Source organism: Streptomyces sp. NPDC001544, assembly GCF_042894285.1.
Taxonomy (GTDB): domain Bacteria; phylum Actinomycetota; class Actinomycetes; order Streptomycetales; family Streptomycetaceae; genus Streptomyces.
The window spans coordinates 152,135-169,475 of sequence record NZ_JBIAVN010000015.1; the positions used below are offsets into that span (position 1 = coordinate 152,135).

Annotated in this window: 21 protein-coding genes; 12 read left to right on the forward strand and 9 right to left on the reverse strand. The window is 73.5% G+C overall.

The annotated features are described in order from the left end of the window. On the reverse strand, nt 1-1,344 hold the full coding sequence (gene selA, locus ACFY0F_RS30400; protein WP_388801220.1) for an L-seryl-tRNA(Sec) selenium transferase: 1,344 nt from the start codon (nt 1,342-1,344) through the stop codon (nt 1-3). 125 nt (nt 1,345-1,469) lie between these two features. On the opposite strand from selA, the gene ACFY0F_RS30405 reads away from it, so the two are divergent. After that, complete coding sequence (locus ACFY0F_RS30405) at nt 1,470-1,772, forward strand: hypothetical protein (protein WP_388801223.1); 303 nt, start codon at nt 1,470-1,472, stop codon at nt 1,770-1,772. Nucleotides 1,773-1,820: 48 nt separating this feature from the next. Here ACFY0F_RS30405 and ACFY0F_RS30410 read toward each other — a convergent pair whose 3' ends face one another. Beyond that, nucleotides 1,821-2,498: a class F sortase gene (locus ACFY0F_RS30410; RefSeq protein ID WP_388801226.1), complete on the reverse strand. Its 678-nt coding sequence runs from the start codon at nt 2,496-2,498 to the stop codon at nt 1,821-1,823. 150 nt (nt 2,499-2,648) lie between these two features. After that, on the reverse strand, nt 2,649-3,092 hold the full coding sequence (locus ACFY0F_RS30415; protein WP_388801229.1) for a hypothetical protein: 444 nt from the start codon (nt 3,090-3,092) through the stop codon (nt 2,649-2,651). An 800-nt stretch (nt 3,093-3,892) separates the two neighbouring features. On the opposite strand from ACFY0F_RS30415, the gene ACFY0F_RS30420 reads away from it, so the two are divergent. From ACFY0F_RS30420 to tgmB, 6 genes are all read left to right on the forward strand, one after another. Continuing rightward, a complete protein-coding gene (locus tag ACFY0F_RS30420; RefSeq protein WP_388801232.1) occupies nt 3,893-5,131 on the forward strand; it encodes an MFS transporter in 1,239 nt (412 codons plus the stop codon). Nucleotides 5,132-5,432: 301 nt separating this feature from the next. Then, on the forward strand, nt 5,433-6,434 hold the full coding sequence (locus ACFY0F_RS30425; protein WP_388801234.1) for a hypothetical protein: 1,002 nt from the start codon (nt 5,433-5,435) through the stop codon (nt 6,432-6,434). Nucleotides 6,435-6,496: 62 nt separating this feature from the next. Next, a complete protein-coding gene (locus ACFY0F_RS30430) occupies nt 6,497-7,372 on the forward strand; it encodes a hypothetical protein (protein WP_388801237.1) in 876 nt (291 codons plus the stop codon). Further along, entirely contained in the window at nt 7,372-8,277 is a 906-nt protein-coding gene (locus ACFY0F_RS30435) for a fructosamine kinase family protein (RefSeq protein WP_388801240.1), read from the forward strand. The genes ACFY0F_RS30430 and ACFY0F_RS30435 overlap by 1 nt, the downstream gene beginning before the upstream one ends. Nucleotides 8,278-8,434: 157 nt before the next feature. Continuing rightward, entirely contained in the window at nt 8,435-8,626 is a 192-nt protein-coding gene (gene tgmA, locus ACFY0F_RS30440; protein WP_132853957.1) for a putative ATP-grasp-modified RiPP, read from the forward strand. 16 nt (nt 8,627-8,642) lie between these two features. Next, nucleotides 8,643-9,626, forward strand: a complete 984-nt coding sequence (gene tgmB, locus ACFY0F_RS30445; protein ID WP_388801244.1) for an ATP-grasp ribosomal peptide maturase — start codon at nt 8,643-8,645, stop codon at nt 9,624-9,626. A gap of 56 nt (nt 9,627-9,682) precedes the next feature. Here tgmB and ACFY0F_RS30450 read toward each other — a convergent pair whose 3' ends face one another. After that, nucleotides 9,683-9,904 (reverse strand): hypothetical protein, encoded by a 222-nt coding sequence (locus tag ACFY0F_RS30450; RefSeq protein WP_388801247.1) that lies wholly within the window; start codon nt 9,902-9,904, stop codon nt 9,683-9,685. Nucleotides 9,905-10,050: 146 nt separating this feature from the next. Beyond that, nucleotides 10,051-10,302: a DUF5133 domain-containing protein gene (locus ACFY0F_RS30455; RefSeq protein WP_388801250.1), complete on the reverse strand. Its 252-nt coding sequence runs from the start codon at nt 10,300-10,302 to the stop codon at nt 10,051-10,053. 154 nt (nt 10,303-10,456) lie between these two features. Between ACFY0F_RS30455 and ACFY0F_RS30460 the strand changes: the two genes are divergently transcribed. From ACFY0F_RS30460 to ACFY0F_RS30470, 3 genes are all read left to right on the forward strand, one after another. Then, entirely contained in the window at nt 10,457-11,356 is a 900-nt protein-coding gene (locus ACFY0F_RS30460) for an oxygenase MpaB family protein (protein ID WP_388801252.1), read from the forward strand. Between the two features lie 119 nt (nt 11,357-11,475). Then, a complete protein-coding gene (locus ACFY0F_RS30465; RefSeq protein ID WP_388801254.1) occupies nt 11,476-11,700 on the forward strand; it encodes a hypothetical protein in 225 nt (74 codons plus the stop codon). A 68-nt stretch (nt 11,701-11,768) separates the two neighbouring features. Beyond that, nucleotides 11,769-12,656, forward strand: coding sequence for a Gfo/Idh/MocA family protein (locus ACFY0F_RS30470; protein WP_388801257.1), 888 nt, complete (start codon nt 11,769-11,771; stop codon nt 12,654-12,656). Nucleotides 12,657-12,717: 61 nt separating this feature from the next. On the opposite strand, the gene ACFY0F_RS30475 is transcribed toward ACFY0F_RS30470, so the two are convergent. Continuing rightward, the gene (locus ACFY0F_RS30475; RefSeq protein ID WP_388801259.1) at nt 12,718-12,996 is read right to left on the reverse strand and encodes a GlsB/YeaQ/YmgE family stress response membrane protein; all 279 of its coding nucleotides are present in this window, start codon (nt 12,994-12,996) and stop codon (nt 12,718-12,720) included. A 121-nt stretch (nt 12,997-13,117) separates the two neighbouring features. Between ACFY0F_RS30475 and ACFY0F_RS30480 the strand changes: the two genes are divergently transcribed. Beyond that, nucleotides 13,118-14,227, forward strand: a complete 1,110-nt coding sequence (locus ACFY0F_RS30480; RefSeq protein ID WP_388801261.1) for a PP2C family protein-serine/threonine phosphatase — start codon at nt 13,118-13,120, stop codon at nt 14,225-14,227. Between the two features lie 162 nt (nt 14,228-14,389). After that, complete coding sequence (locus ACFY0F_RS30485; RefSeq protein WP_388801263.1) at nt 14,390-14,857, forward strand: hypothetical protein; 468 nt, start codon at nt 14,390-14,392, stop codon at nt 14,855-14,857. A gap of 10 nt (nt 14,858-14,867) precedes the next feature. Here ACFY0F_RS30485 and hypE read toward each other — a convergent pair whose 3' ends face one another. Genes hypE through ACFY0F_RS30500 form a run of 3 tightly spaced genes read right to left on the reverse strand, consistent with a single transcriptional unit; the run spans nt 14,868 to nt 17,330 of the window. After that, nucleotides 14,868-15,935: a hydrogenase expression/formation protein HypE gene (gene hypE, locus ACFY0F_RS30490; protein ID WP_388801266.1), complete on the reverse strand. Its 1,068-nt coding sequence runs from the start codon at nt 15,933-15,935 to the stop codon at nt 14,868-14,870. Continuing rightward, on the reverse strand, nt 15,928-17,052 hold the full coding sequence (gene hypD / locus ACFY0F_RS30495) for a hydrogenase formation protein HypD (RefSeq protein ID WP_388801269.1): 1,125 nt from the start codon (nt 17,050-17,052) through the stop codon (nt 15,928-15,930). The genes hypE and hypD overlap by 8 nt, the downstream gene beginning before the upstream one ends. Next, nucleotides 17,049-17,330 carry a HypC/HybG/HupF family hydrogenase formation chaperone gene (locus tag ACFY0F_RS30500; RefSeq protein WP_388801272.1) on the reverse strand — a complete coding sequence of 94 codons (282 nt, stop codon included), beginning with the start codon at nt 17,328-17,330 and terminating at the stop codon, nt 17,049-17,051. Before ACFY0F_RS30500 ends, hypD begins: the two co-directional genes overlap by 4 nt. Between the last annotated feature and the right edge of the window lie 11 nt (nt 17,331-17,341).

Genomic DNA, 17,341 nt, shown 5'->3' on the forward strand with positions numbered 1-17,341 from the left:
CTACCTCCCCGCCACCGACCGCACGGCCCGGGCGAGCCGCTCGTCGTCCTCGGGCGGCACCGCCCGAAGGTCGAGCAGGCACCGGCCGGCCTCCAGGCGCCCGACCACGGGGACCGGGCCGGTGCGCAGGGGCGCGGCGTACGTCTCGGGCAGGGACAGCGCGGCGCTGGGCAGGGTCACTCCGGGCGCACCGCCCCCGCCGACCGTCGCCGCGCTCTCCACGGCCCGTACGTCGACGCCGTCGGCGTCCAGGGCGGCGGCCAGCCGGTCGGCGCGGGCCCGCAGTCGCGCGGGGTCCGTGGCCAGCGCGGTGGCGGTGGGCGTCGGGGGGCCGGTGAGCGTGGCCTCCAGGGCGGCCAGGGTCAGCTTGTCGACGCGCAGGGCGCGGGCCAGGGGGTGCCGTGCGACGGTGCGGACCAGTTCCGCGTCGCCCAGCAGCAGCCCGCACTGCGGTCCGCCGAGGAGTTTGTCGCCGCTCGCGGTGACCAGTGCGGCGCCCTCCCGCAACTGGGTGTCGGCGTCGGGCTCGTCGGGCAGCAGCGGGTGCGGCTCGAGCAGTCCCGAGCCGATGTCGACGACCACGGGGACGCCCAGCTTCGCCAGTTCGCCGACGCCGGCGGCGCGGGTGAAGCCGGTGATGCGGAAGTTGGACGGGTGCACCTTCAGCACGCAGCCCGTGTCGGGGCCGATCACGCGGGCGTAGTCGGCGGCTGTCGTCCGGTTGGTCGTGCCGACCTCGCGGAGCCGGGCTCCGGTGGAGACCAGCAGGTCGGGCAGCCGGAAGCCGTCCCCGATCTCCACCATCTCGCCCCGGCTGATGACGATCTCCTTCCCGGCGGCGAGCGCGGTGGCGACCAGGACGAGCGCGGCGGCGCCGTTGTTGACGACGTGCGCGGCGGCGGCCGACGGCACCCGCTCGCACAGGGCGCGCAGGGCGGACCGGCCTCGCCGGGCCCGCGTTCCCGACCCCAGGTCCAGCTCGACGTCGGTGGGGCCGGCGGCCGCCCCGACCGCCTGCCGGGCCGCCGCGGACAGCGTCGCCCGGCCGAGGTTGGTGTGCAGCAGCACGCCGGTGGCGTTGATCACCGGGCTGAGTCCGCCCGCGGTGGCCGGCAGCAGGTCGACCGCCGCGTCCGCCACCCGTTCCGGTGGGATGGCACCGGTCCGTGCCCGCTGCTGCGCCTGCCGTACGGCGCCCTTCACCACGGCCGCGCCCAGCCGGTCCGCCGCCTCGGACAGCCGCGGGTCACCGAGGACGGTGTCGGTGCGCGGGATCCGCCGGCGTGCGTCGGGGTCCGCCGGTGCCCTGCCGTCCGTCTCCTGCGGTGCGACCCGCTGCTCCATGGAGTGCCGCCTCTCCGGTCCCGCCTGTGGCTCTCCCCGGTGCTTCCATCGTCTCTCAGTGCCCCGGGCCGGTGCTTCGACACGCGGGACGTTGCCGATGCCGGGGCACGGGTACTCGGCGGCACATGACCGACAGCAACCGCGACCACCGCGACGAAGACAGGGAAGCGGCCGAGCGCGCCGCGCGGAAGCAGAGCGAGGCGGAGCGGGAACGCGAGGCCTCGCGTCCGTTCGACTATCCCTACCCGGAGCGCCGGGCGGGCGTCCGGGCCCGCCGCCACATCAGTGAGGAGCAGGCCGACGCCGACATGCCGCCGGGCGTGCCGGGAGGCTACGGGTCCACCGGCGGCGGCCAGTCCGGCGGCACGGCCGCGGCCCATCCGGCCGGGGACACCCGGCGGGAGGAAGGCCGCGGGCAGAACCACTGACGGCCGGCCCGGCCCTGCCGCCGGGCCCCCTCGGCCGCCCGGTGGGGCTCATACCAGGTGGGCGAAGACCACCAGGTTGTCCGTGTAGTCCTTGACCGTGCGGTCGTAGTCCCCGGCACAGGTGATGAGCCGCACCTCCGCCCTGGGGGTGTCGGCGTACACCCGGTCGCTGGGGAAGTCGTCCTTGGCGAACGTCTCCGCGCTGTCGACGACGAAGGACGGTTTCGTGCCGTCGGCCCGCTCCACGGTGAAGCGGTCGCCGGGCCTCAGCTCGCCCAGCTCCGCGAAGACGGCGGCCGAGGTCACCGTGTCGACGTGGCCCGCGATGATCGCGGTGCCGGTCTCTCCGGGCGAGACGCCGCCGGCGTACCAGCCGACGAGGTTGGTGTCGTCGGCGGGCGGTGGTTCGAGCCGGCCCGAGTCACCGAGGGCCAGGGTGGTGAAGGGGGCGTCGACGGAGATCTTCGGAATGGACAGGCGGGTCGGCCTGGAGCGGGCGAGGTGTCTGTCCGTCCCGGGGACCTCAGTGGGCGCCGATACGGCCGGGATGCCCGTGGCACCGGGTACGTCGGGCAGGCCGGAGGAACCGGACGGCCCCTGCCGGCCGCCGATCAGGGCGACGGCCAGAAGCACGAGCGCGGCGGTCCACACCAGCCTCCCGGAACGGGCGCCCGGCTCGGCCGGTGCCGGTGCGGTGGGAGTAGGGGACGGCTCAGGTGCTGCCATGGAACACCACCTCACTCGGGCACGGCAGCGCAGCGGTCGGGATACGGGCAGCCGGCCGCCGAACGCGAAGCGCGCGGGCGGCGGCCGTGGACCCTGTCGTCTGGATCATGCCGGCGTCGCGGGGTCCGGCCCTCGGATGCCGGACGCCCGTCAGGACACCGGTTCGGCGACCTTGCGGCGGCGCAGCGCGTACATGCCGGTGGCTGCCACGGCCACGACGGACAGGCCGGCGGCCGTCACGCCGGGGGTCGCCAGCGCGCCGCCTCCGGTGTGCATGCCGCCGCGCGGCTTGTCGTGGTCCTTCTCCTTGCTCCAGCCGCCGTCGTCGCCGCGCTCGTCGCCCTTGTAGGAGTCGGGGTCGAACCTGCTGTCGTCCCGGTCCGAGCCCTCGTCATCTCCGTTCGACTCGTTCTTGCCGCCGCCGGAGTGGCTCCCGCCGCGCCCCTCGTCGTGGCTGCTGTCGTCGCCGTGCTCCTTGCTGTAGGAAGAGTTGTCGTGGTTCGAGTCGCCCCCGTAGGCGTGGGCCCCGGGAGCGGCGACGGCGAGGGCGGCCGTGGCTGCCGCCGTGGCCAGGATCATGCGGACAGATCGCATCTCGGAATCCTTCCGCCGGTGGCCGGGCAGCCAATACTCCATCAGCTTCTTGGACCCGGCCGTCGACATGAACCACCGTCAGCCACATTCCGGGCTCGCACCATCCGGGCCGCCCGGCCGGGTTACCGACACCCCCCTCGTGGGTCGTCCATTGGCCCGGACGTGGTGCGACGCGGCGGCATCGGGGTGTGCGTTCCCGACGGACACCCCCGCTCATCGCCGCCCGGGCATCACCGTCCGCGGGTCACCGGCAGGGTGACGGTCGCCGGGCACAGGCCGAACGGTGCGTGCCCACCTCGGGTGTCGTCACGTGCACGCCCCACGACGGGAGGCGCACCGGGCCCGTCACAGTCAGCCAGGTGTGCCGGTAGATGCCCGAGCCGGAGTACCAGCGGCTGTTCTGGCCGCTGTTGTCGTTGTAGCCGGTCGAGCCGCCGTTCTGGCTGCGCCGCGTGACGAACGGGCCGATGACCTGCGGTGGGGCGGGCGCGGTCGGGGCGGGATCCTTGAGGACCAGCGGGGAGGGATCGCTGGTTGTCGCGTACGGCAGGTCCTCGATGCGTCAGTCGTGCGGCAGGTCCAGGGCCCGCCAGGAGTTGTCGTCGTACGACGGCGACTCGGCGCCCTCCGCGTCGCCGCGCCCGGCGTGATGGCCTGACGTCGTGTCAAACCTTCGTGTCTGCGCCTGCCCATGGACATCCCCTCCTCCATACGGGTCTTCATGCGGGTGTCTTGCTTTTGCAAGTAATATGCAACAAGCTGAGGGGTCCTTACCGCGCTCTGGAACACGGAGTCACGCCATGCCCTCACTGCTGCCGGATTCCGGCCCGCAACTCGTCCTCACCGCCTCGAACTTCGTCTGCACGGTCGGCAGCGGGCTCTACCTGACCGCCGGGGTGCTGTACTTCACCGAGGCGGCCCACCTCCCGGCCGGCGAGGTGGGCCTGGGACTGGCCGTCGCCGGTCTGCTGTCACTGGGTCTGGGTATCGCCGTGGGGCACCTGGCGGACCGGCGCGGAGCGCGCGGCGTCTACGCCACGGCCCTCGTCGTCCAGGCACTGGCCACGGCCGCCTTCGTGCCGGCGACCGGGTTCTGGCCGTTCGTCCTGGCGGTCAGCGCGGCCACCGGGGCGAAGGCGGCCGGGGGCGCCGCGCGCAGCCCGATCATCCGGCACTACGGCGGGGACCGTCCGCAGGAGTTCCGGGCGTATCTGCGTGCCGTGACCAACGTCGGCGTCTCCCTCGGAGCCCTGCTGGCGGGCTGGGCCGTCCAGGTCGGCACCCTCAGCGCCTACCGGCTCATGGTCCTCGGCACGGCGGTCGCCTGTGCGGCCGCCGCGGCACTCCTGGTGCTCCTCCCGCCGGTCCCGCCCGTCCCGGCCGACGGCGGCCCTCGCCGGCTCGCGCTGCGGGACCGCCCGTATCTCCTGCTCACCTGCCTCGACGGCGTGATGGCCATCCAGTTCAAGGTGCTCACCGTCGCCGTGCCGCTCTGGCTGGTGCGGGCCACCACCGCCCCGCACTGGCTCGTCTCGGCCACCATGCTCACCGGCACCGTCCTCGTCGTCGCGTTACAGGTACGTGCGAGCCGCTCGGTCACCTCGCCCGCGGCGGGCGGATTCGCCTACCGCCGGGCGGGTCTGGCCTTCCTCCTCGCGTGCGCGCTGGTCCCGCTGTCGCAGGGAGCATCGGCCTGGGCGGCCGCGACGATGCTGCTGACCGCCGTGGTGATCCACACGGCCGGCGAACTGTGGCACTCCGCGGCCGGGTTCGAGGTGTCCTTCGCCCTCGCCCCGGCCCACGCCACCGGCCAGTACCTCGGCGTCTTCGGTCTCGGCGCCGGGCTCGCCGAGGCCTTCGGTCCTGGTCTGCTGATCGCCCTGTGCATCGACTGGGGCCGCCCCGGGTGGTACGTCCTGGGGGCGATGTTCGCGCTGACCGGCCTCGCGGCGCCGTTCGCCGTACGCCGGGCGCGCTGCGCGGAGCACGCCCGGCGGGCACACCGTACGACGCCGCGGACGGCGGTTACGGCGTCATGAACCAGAGGCCGGCGCCTCGACCTCCGCCGGGCTGAGCGTCCTGCCGTGGACACGGAAGCCGTCGACGGCCGCCTTCGGATACGGGTCGGGGTACTGGTTCCTGCCGATGTACGCGGCCCGGATGTGACTCCTGATGTCGATGACACCTGGAGCGAAGCAGGAAGCCGCAGGCCCGCACCGTTCGCCCCGGCGGCTGAAGCACCGGGGCGGACGTCGCCCGTCCGGGGCGTTCGGTTCGTGGGGCCGTGCGGTGGCGCCTAGTCTCAGCGGGGAGGATCACGCCGAGAAGGGGCCGGCCGCCATGCCCGACACCGTGCTGCTCCCTGTCCGCCGAGGTGCCCGGCGCGGTGTCGCCGCGGCGATCGGCGCCCTGGTCGGCGTGGCGGCCGTCGCCTCCCCCGCCCGCGCGGACGTGGGCGAGGTGACCCAGTATCCGATCACCAGCACCGCCGACAGCCTCCCCGCGGGGATCACCGCGGGGCCGGACGGGGCACTGTGGTTCGCGGAGTCCGGTGCGGACCGGATCGGGCGGATGGCGGGCGACGGGACGGTCACCGATCACCCGACGCCGAGTCCGGGCAGCGCCCCCTTCGGCATCACCGCCGGTCCCGACCACGCGTTGTGGTTCACGGAGACGGGGACGGGCCGGATCGGGCGGATCACCACCCGTGGCCGGATCACCGAATACCGCCTGCCCCGTGCGGACAGCGGCCCGCTCGGCATCACGGCCGGCCCCGACGGCGCGCTGTGGTTCACCGAGTCGGGCGCGAACCGGATCGGGCGGATCACCACCGGCGGCCGGATCACCGAGTACGCCGTGCCCACTGCCGGCGGCTACCCGTACAACATCACCGCAGGGCCGGACGGCGCCCTGTGGTTCACCGAGTTGCTCGGTGGCAGGATCGGCCGGATCTCGCTCACCGGGCGGGTCACCGAGTATCCGCTCGGGCCCCACGACCTCCCGGACGACATCGTCGCCGGACCGGGAGGGATGTGGGTCACCGCTTCCGGCACCGACTCCGTGGACCGCGTCGGCCCCACCGGCCAGGTCACGCGCTTCCCGCTGCTCCGCCCCGGCAGCGGACCGAGCGGGATCGCCCGGGGCCGCGACGGGCAGCTGTGGTTCACCGAGCAGTCCGGACGCCTCGGCAGGATCACGGCGGCCGGCCGGATCACCGAGTTCACGGTTCCCTCCGGCGCCGAGAAGGTGCCGTTCCGTCTGACGGCCGGCCCGGACCGCGCCGTATGGTTCACCGGACTGCTGGGCAACGCGGTCGGGCGTGTACAGGTGCTTCCCCACTGACCATGACGGCGGTCATCATCAAATCCGACTGCCCGTGCACGCGGGAGGGAGCGGAGGAAGCCGTGGACAAGCCGCTGCCGCGGACGATGTGGGAACGGTACGAACCGGTGCACGACCTGGTCTACGCGCCCGGGATCCGGCGGACCACCGACGCGCTCGGGATGCGCGGCTTCTGGATGGGGTACTTCGCGCTGCGTGCGGCGCCGCTGGGCGCGGCTGCCCCGGCGGTCGTCACCAGCTGCTTCTACGTCTTCCATCCCAGCCGGGTGGCCCGGGCCCTGCCCGACGCCTGGACGTACGCCCGGCCGGACGAGGTGCTCGCGGCGCGGGAGCAGGCGGTGGACGCCGCCATGACCCGGCTGTTCGGGGCCGAGGCGGTCGGCTCGCCCGAGATGACCGAGGCCGCCGACCTGGCCTGGACCGCGGCGGCGGCCGCCGACACCGGGGGCCGGGTCCTCGGCGCCGCCAACCAGGCCCTGGAGCGGCCGAAGCAGCCGCACGTGCGGCTCTGGCAGGCCGTCACCACGCTGCGGGAGCACCGCGGCGACGGCCATGTCGCCGCCCTGGTGAGCCAGGGGCTCGGGCCGGTCGCCGCGATGGTGCTGAAGTCGGCCGCGGGCGAGTCCGACGGAGCCGTGCTGCGCGAGGGCCGCAAGTGGGACCTGGCGGCATGGCGGGCCGCCGGAGCCGAACTGCGCGAGCGGGGCCTGCTCGCCGCCGACGGAACGCTCACCGCGGCAGGAGCCGCCGAGCGCGAGGCGGTCGAGGCGCGGACCGACGCCGCCGCGGAGCGGCCGTGGACCGTCCTGGGCCGGGACGCCACCGAACGCCTCGCACGCCTGCTCGAGCCGCTGGCCGAGGCCGTGCGCGGGGCCGGCCTGCTGCCGTCGGGCAACCCCGTGGGCCTGACCGGCGCCCCGGAGGTCACCCGCGAGTAATGCGCTCACGGGCGGTGGCGCGCCCGTACCCTGGGCTCGTGGTCGACAGCAGCGAGGAACCGGGAGCGGTGGCGTCCCGGCTCACCGGGCGTCCGGTGACCGGCGGGCGCCCCCTGTCCGGGGCACTGGCCGAAGTCACCCTCGACGGCGGGACCGCGGTGGTGGTCAAACGCGGGGACGGCCCGCGTGCGGTGCGCGCGGAGCTGGCCGGGCTGCGCTGGCTGGCCGCCGCGGGTGCGGTCCGGGTACCCGCCGTCCACGGCCACGACGAGCACTGGATGGTGAGCGAGCGGATCGCGACCGGCGCGCCCGACGCCGGGGCCGCGGTCCGGTTCGGCCGGGAACTGGCCGCCCTGCATTCCGCCGGGGCGCCCGCGTTCGGGTCGCCGCCGCCCGGCGGGCCCGAGGACGCGTACATCGGGCTCGCCTCCATGCGCAACGTCAGCGGCTCCGACTGGCCGCACTGGTATGCCGAGCACCGGGTACTGCCGTACCTGCGGCGTGCCGTGGACGACCGGATCCTGCGCTCCGCCGAGGCGGCCGTCGTCGAGCGCATCTGCGAGCGGCTGCCCGAGCTCACGGGGCCCGCCGAGCCGCCCGCCCGGCTGCACGGCGATCTGTGGAACGGCAACGTGCTGTGGGGCGCCGACGGGCACGTCCGCCTCATCGACCCGGCCGCGCACGGCGGGCACCGGGAGACCGACCTGGCCATGCTCCACCTCTTCGGCTGCCCCCACCTGGACCGGATCCTGGCCGGCTACCAGGAGGCGGCGCCCCTGGCCGACGGCTGGGCGGACCGTGTCGGCCTGCACCAGCTCTTCCCCCTGCTGGTGCACACGGTGCTGTTCGGCCGTGGATACGCGGAACAGGCACTGCGGGTGGCCAGACGGGCGACCGGCGTCTGAGCGCGCGTGCGGTCGGCGACGGGCCTGATGCCGTTTCAGCACTCGGGCAACAACGTTCCGTTGTTTTCCCAGCTTCCGGCGATGATCACGGAGAGTAAGGAAACCAACCACCCGTTCGATTCGTATTAGGGGGTGGAAGCCGAAACAGGGAGAGACCATGCAACCGTTCACGCTCAACTACGCGCGCCCCGCTGTGCAGTTGGACGTCACCACTCCGTACGCGTATGACTCCGGACTGCAGTTGAACGTCTTCCCCGACGGACGGATCGCCGCCACCGACCACGCGACGCTCAGAGCGCTGGGGACAACGACCTCAACCGCCGGTTCCAAGACGCACTTCGACGACTGAGCCGGGCTACCGCAAGATGACCGTGCTCATCCTGACCACCGAAGAGGACGTGACCGCCGACATGGTGGTCCTCCGGCTCAACGAGTCGGGCGTCCCGGTGGTCCGTTTCGATCCGGCCGACCTGACCCGCGGCGTCGCCCTGTCGGGCGAGTTCGTCCACGGCGGCTGCCGCGGGCACCTGTCCGTCGCAGGCCGGCTGGTCAGCATGAACGGCCTGCGTTCCATCTGGGTGCGCAGGCCGGGAGCCGCGGCCGCCCGCGCCGCGCAGCCGTCCGACTGGCTGACGGAGGAGTCCTCCCAGGCCCTGTACGGCATGCTGCGCTCCACCGACGCCCGTTGGATGAACCACCCCGACGCCGCCCACCGGGCCCGCCACAAGCCGTGGCAGCTACGGCTGGCCCAGCGCAGCGGGCTGGCCGTGCCGGCCACCGTGATCACCACGTTCCCGCAGGCCGCCCGGGATTTCGCCGAGCGGTTCCCGGACCTGGTGGTCAAGCCGGTCTCGGGTGCGCATCCCCAGGAACCGCCCCGCGCGGTGCCGACCAGCCGGGTCGCCCCGGACGCCGACTTCGCGGCCGTCGCCTTCGGGCCGACGCTGCTGCAGCGCCGGGTGGCCAAGCGGGCGGACATCCGGCTCACCGTCGTCGGGGAGCGGCTGCTGGCCGCTCGCAAGCCGGTCGCCCCGGACGCGGACCCCGACGACGTGGACGTGCGCTTCGCCCCGTCGGCCGGTCCATGGGCGCCGGTGGACGTGCCGCCGCGGGTCGCGGAGGCCGTGCACAGGTATATGAAGGACGCGGAACTGGCCTACGGGGCCTTCGACTTCGCTGAGGACGCCGACGGGATCTGGTGGTTCCTGGAGTGCAACCAGTCGGGCCAGTTCGGCTTCGTCGAGATGGACACCGGCCAGCCGATCGCCCACAGCATCGCCGAGTGGCTGGCGACCGGCACCGACCAGCCGTGCTCACCGGCGAACGGAACGAGGAGATCCGCCCGCTGATCCCGCCCCGTACCGGACGCGGCGTCGCGGCCGGGCCGCGCGCGGCGTCCGGGTGCTCAGGGCGATCCGGGACCCGGCAGTTGCGGCACCCGCTCCCACGCAGGGGTCGGTGCCGCGGGCGGCAGGCCGCCGACGCCGGGTGCGGGCCCGTTGGGCCGCCACGGCATCATGGCGACCTCCAGCTCCCTGCGCAGGCGGTCGGCCTCTCTGCGCACGCCATCGGGTACGTCGCCGCGTTCCGCGACAAGCCGGTCGTAAATGGGGGAATCCTGGAACACCCGTCAACATGCCTTTCGGACAACGGCCCATGGGCATGGGCACGGTTGACGAGTGTAAGGATGCGGGAGAGCGGGCGTACGAGTTCACCGTCACGCGGACTTCACGATACGGCCTTCGTCGCGCGATCTTCATCACACCGTGTTCATCACACGGCCAGCGGCAGCCCGCTGTCCCCTTCCGCGTCCGTCCCGGCCTGCGGCTCCTTGGCGACCAGCAGGGCGTCCGCCCGGGCGATGGCCTCGCCGATGTCCATGGTCGCCGTCATCACGCAGAGTGTGTAACTCACGTCCTCGAGTTCCCGTGTCAGCGCCGGTGTGCTCTGCTCGGCCTGAGCGATCCGCAGCGATGCGTAGCGGGTCAGCAGCTTCCTGACGACCTTCGGGTCCGGGACCAGCACTAGGTGCCCCTCTCTAGAGTTTTGTGCACCGTATGCCCGCAAGACCGTGGATCATGCCTGTCTCGCGCGCCACGCCGGGGAGATGACGCGATCGTGTCGTTGCGGACGAACCCGGGCAGGAGTGTGCTGGGACCTGTGGGAGGAGGGATCGGCGATGAGACTCGGCATCCCCGCCGACGGCTCGGTCCTGCGGGACCGTCTGGGCGGTGAGATCTTCACCCGGGTCGCGGGCCCGGACGGGCCGCGCAACCGGGCCCGCATCCACGGCACTCCCGGTCCGCGCTGGTTCGGTCCCGACCGGCCGATCCGCCGGGTGCACGGCGACGCCTCGATGTTCATCGGCGGGTTGTCGGCACTGCTGCTGCAGTCGCTGCATCCGCTGGCGATGGCGGCCGTGGCCGCGCACTCGGGGTTCCGGGGCGACCCTTGGGGGCGACTGCAGCGCACCAGCACCTTCCTCGCCGTGACGACGTACGGCACCGCCGACAGCGCGCGGGAAGCCTGTGACCGGGTGCGGGGCGTCCACGCGCGGGTGCGTGGCACAGCTCCCGACGGCCGCCCCTACCACGCCGCCGACCCGCACCTGCTGGCCTGGGTGCACGTCGCGGAGGTGGACAGCTTCCTGCGGGCCCACCAGCGCTTCGGGGCGCGGCCCCTGGACGACGCGGGATACGACGGTTACGTCGCGGACGCGGCGCGGGTGGCCACCGCGCTCGGCGTCCCCGACCCGCCGCGCACCCGGGCCGAGCTGGCCGACCGGCTCGCCGCCTACCGGCCGGAGCTGCAGGCGACACCCGAGGCCCGCGACACCGCCCGCTTCCTGTTGCTGCGTCCGCCCGTGCCGCTCGCCGCCCGGCTTCCGTACGGCGTGATCGCCGCGAACGCGGTGTCGCTGCTGCCCCCTTGGGCGTCCCGGTCCCTGTGGCTGCCGCGCCTGCCGTTGGCGGAGGGGATCCTCGTGCGGCCGCTGGGCAGCGCCGTGACCTCGGTCATCCGCTGGGCCATGGCGCCCGGGCGGGAGCGCGCGATGGCGGAGATCCCGGGCGCGGAGTGAGCCCCCGGGGCCGGGCGGGCGGCCCGGCCGGTGATCGTCACGAGTTCTTCACCTTCATCACAGGCATCCGGTTCCCCGATGCGAGCACCCGAAGGGCGTTACCTGGCCAAGGGGATGTCGTGATCATCGTCGCCGTACTGCTGCTGCCGCTGCTGGCCACCCTGCTGGTGGTCATGGACCGGGTGGAGGAGCGCCTGCTCACCTCCGAGCCGGCCCGGCCCCGGCATGCCGGCCGTCGCAGGCATCTGCGTCTGGTCCGCGGCGAGCGCCGCAGCGGGCCCGCGGAGCACGCGCGCGTGGCGATGGACGACGCGGGGGCCTCGACGGAGCGGCAGGCGGCCTGACGCACGAGTTCGGCAGGGCGGGCCACCGCCCCTCCCCGACCGCGCCCGCCGTGTGAAACGCTGGCGCGATGCGCATCGGACTGCTCGGCACCGGCCCCTGGGCCCGCATGGTGCACGCACCCGCCCTGAGCGGGCACGACAAGGCGGAGTTCGTCGGCGTGTGGGGCCGGCGCGCGCAGGCTGCCGTGGAGCTGGCGGAGCGTCACGGCGTCAGAGCCTACGACGACGTGGACACCCTGTTCGCCGAGGTGGACGCCGTCGCCGTCGCCCTGCCACCGGAAGTACAGGCCCCGCTCGCCGCACGCGCGGCCCGCGCGGGATGCCATCTGCTGCTCGACAAGCCCCTCGCCGCTACGGTGGCGCAGGGCCGGGCGGTCGTCGACGCCGTACGGGACGCCGGGGTCGCCTCGGTGGTCTTCCTCACCCTGCGTTTCCAGCCCGAGACCGAGGCCTGGCTGGCCGAACAGGCGGGCCGGGACGACTGGTTCACCGCTCGGGCGGACTGGCTGGGCGCGGTGTTCACGACGGACAGTCCGTTCGCGGCCTCACCGTGGCGCCGGGAGAAGGGCGGCCTGTGGGACGTCGGCCCGCACGCCCTGTCCGTGTTGCTGCCCGTCCTGGGCGACGTACGGCGCGTGACGGCCGCGGCGCACGGCCCCGGGGACACCACTCATGTGGTCCTGGAGCATGTCGGCGGTGCCTCCAGCACGTTGACGCTGAGCCTGACCGCCCCGCCGGGGGCGGCCGGGGTCACCGTCGAGCTGCGGGGGGCGGCCGGGGTGGCCGAGTTGCCGGAGAGTTCCGAGGGAGCCCTCGCCGCATTCGGCCGGGCCGTGGACGCACTGATCGGCGCCGCCCGCACGGGAAGCCCCCATGCGTGCGACGCCGGTTTCGGTCTGCGTCTGACCGAGATACTCGCCGCTGCCCACGCCCTGCTGCCCGACCGGACCGGCTGAGCGCGGCTTGTCGGGGCGGGTGCGCAGGGCCCACGTCCAGAGCCCTGCCCCACCGCCGGTGTCATGCGTGCCGGTGAGAGTGCCGGTCGCCCGTGACGAGTCGGTACAGCACCAGCAGGATCAGCGAGCCGACGATCGCGGCGATCCACGTCGAGAGGTCGAAGAATCCGTCGATGGAGTCGACTCCGAAGATCACCTTGCCCAGCCAGCCGCCCAGCAGGCCACCGGCGATACCGATCAGCATGGTGATGATGATGCCTCCGGGGTCCTTGCCCGGCAGCAGCAGCTTGGCGATGGCGCCGGCCAGCAGACCGATCAGGATCCAGGCGATGATGCCCACTTGTCCTCCACAATCCATCGGGAATCCGTGCACCTTACGGATGTGCCGAGACGCTCCCGGCAAACCTCGGAATCGTGGAAAGGTGAAGTGCCGGCTGACGTGCCGGGCGTAGCGTGGGCGTGTGGGCAGGCTGGCCGTCCGGTCGTCGTACCAGGTCGAGGAGCGCCCCGGCTGGCTGCGGGGCGCGCCCCCGCCAGGCTGGGTGCGTGCACTGCCGGTCGCGCTGCTCGTGGGCGTGTCGGCGGCGACGCTGGCCAGTCCGCACCCGCTCGACATCGGGTTTCTGCTGGGCGCCATCCCTCCGCTGGCCGTGTTGTCGTACGGGCCTCTGGCGACCGCGGTGCTGGGCGGACTGGCCGTCGCGCTGCTGAACATCCCGGCTTCCGGCCTGGACCGGCCGGGCAACACCGACCTGCTCACCATCTGCTTCGTCTCCTTGCTGAGCGTGTTCATGTCCTACGCGCGCAGCCGCCGCGACGCCCAGCTGGTCACCGAGCGGACAGTGGCCGAGGCCGTGCAGCGGGCCGTGGTGCCCCCGCTGCCGGAGCGGGTGGGGGCGGTGGGGTGCGTGGGCCTGTACCGGGCGGCGCAGCGGGGCACGCTGGTCGGCGGGGACTTCATCGACGTACGGGAGAGTCCGCACGGGGTGCGGGCGGTGATGGTGGACGTGCAGGGGCACGGGCTGGTGTCGGTTCCGACCGTGGTGTCCCTGCTCGGGGCGTTCCGCGAGGCGGTGCTGGACGAGCCCGACCTGGAGTCCGTCGCCGCGCGCCTGGACCGCAGGCTCAGGGTGGACTCGGCGGCCGTCCCGCACGCCGAACTGTTCGCCACCGCGGTTCTGCTGGAGTTCTCCCCCGACGCCCGGTCGGTGCGGCTGGTGGCCTGCGGTCACCCGCCGCCGCTGCTGCTGCACGTGGGGCGGGCCCGCGAGGTCGAGGTCGTGCCGGGGGCTCCGCTCGGGCTCGGGCTGACCGACCTGGACCCGCCGAAGGAGGCGACGGTGGAACTGCGGGTGGGCGACAGGCTGTTCCTCGCCTCGGACGGCGTCTGGGAGGCGAGGGACTCGGACGGCGCGTTCTACCCGCTGGCCGACCGGCTCGCCGCGCTCGCCGACGGCGACGGCGACGGCCTGCCCGGCCGGGTGTGGGCGGATCTCGTACGGCAGTGCGGCACCGTCATGGACGACGCGACCATGCTGCTGCTGACACCGAGCGGCGATCACCCACGGTGACCCCAGCCGATCACTGTGCCATCTCCCGTCACTCCGGCCACGAAGGTCACACAAACGCCACGCTGCGCCACCCCTTCCGTCCCATAGAAATATCTATCAGCATGCATATCCCGACTTGGTGGGCAGTCGCCCCGAGTGCCAGACATCCCTCCGGAGCAGCGCATGACGAACACGATGTGGACGCAGGGCGTGGAGTGGCTCGCCGCCGCCGCGCCGGACCCCCGGGCCTGCAAACGGCAGTGGGACCACGGCGACGGCATCGTGCTGCTCGAGGCGGGCCGGTTCTGGGACGTGCTCAGCGTGCCCGAGCGGCTGGGTCTGCTCACCCTCGACCTGCTGTGGCAGCCCTCGCTGCCCGTCCCGGGGCCCACGCTCGTCGACACCGCGGCCCGCCGGGTCGGTTTCTTCCTGCCGCCCGACCCGGCCGGCCGGTGGATCGGCGCCGGTTTGCGCTACACCACGAAGGGCGCGTGGGTCGCCGTGCCCCCTCCCTACCGTGCCGCCCGCTTCCTGGAATGGCTGATCCCGCCCGACGGCACCGGCGCGCTGCACTCCCCCGCCACCCTGGAACTGGCGCTCCGCCAGGCCAACGGCACCCTCGCCGTCCTCGCTCCGGTGTGCGAGGGCTGACCGCAGGGGGTCAGCAGATCCGCGGCAGCTGCTCCCCGATCGGCATGTCGACCACCCGGGTGCCGCCCAGCCCGGTGCGGGCCACGACCATCCCGGGGTGGTCGGCCACCGCCTCCCCGATGATCCTGGCCTCCGCGCCCAGCGGATGGGCACGCATGGCGGCCAGGACGGCGTCGGCGTGCTCGCGCGGCACGAAGGCGATCAGCTTGCCCTCGTTGGCGACGTAGAACGGGTCCAGGCCCAGGATCGCGCAGGCGTTCGCGACGGCCGGGGGGACCGGCACCTCCCGCTCGGTGATCACGACGCCGGTGCCGGCGGCGGCCGCGATCTCGTTGAGGGAGGCCGCGATACCGCCCCGGGTGGGGTCGCGCAGCACGTGCAGGTCCGGGGTGACGGCGAGCATGGCCTCCACCAGGGTGCCCAGCGGTGCGCAGTCGCTGACGATCTCCACGCCGAATTCCAGGCCCTCGCGCACGCTCATGATGGCGACGCCGTGCACCCCGACCGGGCCGCTGACGATCACCACGTCGCCGGGCGCCACCCGCTGCGGGCGCAGGTCGACCCCGTCGGGTACCAGACCGATACCGGCGGTGTTGACGTAGATCCCGTCGCCGTGCCCGGCCTCGACCACCTTGGTGTCGCCGGTGGCCACCTCGACCCCCGCCGTCCGCGCGGCGGCCCCGAGCGCCTCGGCCACGCGTGAGACGGTCGGCAGTTCCACCCCTTCCTCGAGGATGAAACCGCAGGACAGATAGGCGGCCCGGGCGCCGCTCATGGCGAGGTCGTTGACGGTGCCGTTGACGGCGAGGTCACCGATGCTGCCGCCCGGGAAGAACAGCGGCCGTACGACGTAGGAGTCGGTGGAGAAGGCCAGCCGGGCCCCGCCCAGGGTCACGGTGGCGGCGTCGCCCAGCTGCGCCAGGGTCTGCGAACCGAAGGCGGGGGCGAAGACGTGCTCGACCAGTTCGGCGGAGAGGGTGCCGCCCCCGCCGTGGCCCATGACGATCCGGGGCTGGTCGCGCAGCGGGGCCGGGCAGGTCCAGCCGGCCAGGTCCAGGGTGTCGGTGGTGTCAGGCAACGGGGCTCGCCTCCCGGGCGGCGGGGGTGGTCTCCAGACGCCGGTAGAGGTAGTACGCGGCGCAGGCGCCCTCGCTGGAGACCATGGTGGCGCCGAGCGGGGTGCGCGGTGTGCAGCGGCTGCCGAACGCCTCGCACTCGTACGGCTTGATCAGCCCCTGCAGGACCTCGCCGCTGCGGCACTCGGCGGGTTCGCGGGTCCGGATGTCCTCGACGGAGAACCGGAGCTCGGCGTCGTACTCCCGGTATCCGGCGGACAGCCGCCAGCCGCTGTCCGGGATCACCCCGATGCCCCGCCAGGACCGGTCGGTGACCTCGAAGACGTCCTGGAGCATGGCGCGGGCGGCCGGGTTGCCGCCGGCCTGGACGGCCCGGGCGTAGGCGTTGTCGACGCGGTGTTCGCCGCGTTCCAGCTGGGTCACGGTGCGGCGGACCCCTTCGAGGATGTCGAGGGGTTCGAAGCCGGTCACCACGATCGGGACGCGGTGCCGCTCGGCCAGCTCCGGATACTCGTCGACGCCCATCACGGTGCACACGTGCCCGGCGGCCAGGAAGCCCTGCACCCGGCAGTCCGGGGAGCGCATGATCGCCTCGATGGCCGGGGGGACGCGCACATGCGAGACCAGCAGGCTGAAGTTGCGGATGCCGAGCCTGCGGGCCTGGTGGACGGTCATGGCGTTCGGCGGCGCGGTCGTCTCGAAACCGATGCCGAAGAACACCACCTGGCGTTCCGGGTTCTGCCGGGCGATCCGCAGGGCGTCCAGCGGAGAGTAGACCACCCGGACGTCCCCGCCCTCGCTGCGGACCTGGAACAGGTCGCGTCCGGTGCCCGGCACCCGGAGCATGTCGCCGAAGGAACAGAAGATCACCTCGGGCCGGGAGGCGATCTCCAGCGCCTTGTCGATGACCTCCAGCGGGGTGACGCACACCGGGCAGCCCGGGCCGTGGATCAGCTCGACCTGCTCCGGGAGGAGCTGGTCGATCCCGTGGCGGATGATGGAGTGCGTCTGCCCGCCGCAGACCTCCATGAGGGCCCAGGGCCGGGTCACCGTGGCGTGGATCTCGTCCAGCAGCCGACGGGCCAGCTGCGGGTCCTGGAACTCGTCGATGTACTTCACAGCTGCGCCTCCTCGCCCGCGGCCGCCTTCCAGGGGTCTCCGAACTCCTCCTCGAGCATGCCGAGTTCGGAGAAGAGTTCGAGTGTCTGCCGCGCCGACTCCTCGTCGAGGCGCTGCAGCGCGAATCCGACGTGCACGATGGCGTACTCGCCGACCTGGAGGTCGGGCAGGTATTCCAGGCACACCTCCTTGACCACGCCGCCGAAGTCGACGTCGGCCATCCGGGTGCCGTCGCGTTCCTGGATCCGCAGCACTCTGCCGGGTACCGCCAGGCACATGGGCCTCTCCT